Source organism: Arthrobacter sp. Y3223065 (genome assembly GCF_059090885.1).
In genome coordinates this window covers 1-608 of record NZ_JBNHGC010000017.1, presented here as the reverse complement: position 1 = coordinate 608, position 608 = coordinate 1, and the positions used below count along the sequence as shown (strand labels likewise).

1 protein-coding gene is annotated in these 608 nt (G+C 59.4%); it reads right to left on the bottom strand.

The window, feature by feature from the left end; translation table 11 throughout:
- Positions 1-491: MFS transporter (locus AC5RUK_RS17405; protein WP_494152988.1), on the bottom strand; the 491-nt coding region annotated here is incomplete at its 3' end.
- Positions 492-608: the final 117 nt, after the last annotated feature.

The window sequence follows — 608 nt, the reverse complement described above, 5'->3', positions numbered from 1 at the left end:
GAAACCAAGGCAAGGACCAGCAGCACCGCATACAGAGCAAAACTCACCCAAAAGACGCTTTGCCACGGCAAACCCACTTGGATAATGTAGCCGGCGATAACGAAAGCGAATGGTGTGAAGATCGACAGCAAGAGCGCGAGCGCCAGCGAGACAAGTCGGACCTGACGGGCGGTAGCGCGTGGACGCAGGAGCCCCCAGCTTAATGGGATGGCGACAGCGACTCCAAGCAGGAATCGCCCAGCTACAAGAGGCCAAAAACCATCGGCTGCCGCACCCAGAACGCATCCCACCAGCGCCAGGACGATGAGTACGATGAGCACCTTGCGATGCCCGTAAATGTCGCCCATTCGCGCGGTGAGGCCGATGGAGATGGCACTGCCGACCATCATCGCATTGAGGACCCACCCGATCTCCGACTGCGACATCCCTGATTCGGTCGCCATCGTCCCGACCAGCGGAGAGAGCGTTCCCCACTGAATGTCAAGAGTCACTCCGCTGAGCAACAGTAGGGCAATTATCGGTGCGATTCGGCCGGTACGAGGCCCGGCCACTGTAGAGTGCGTCATCCTTGACTATCCTTGCTTAGGCCCAGCAGTCGCTGGGGTCTT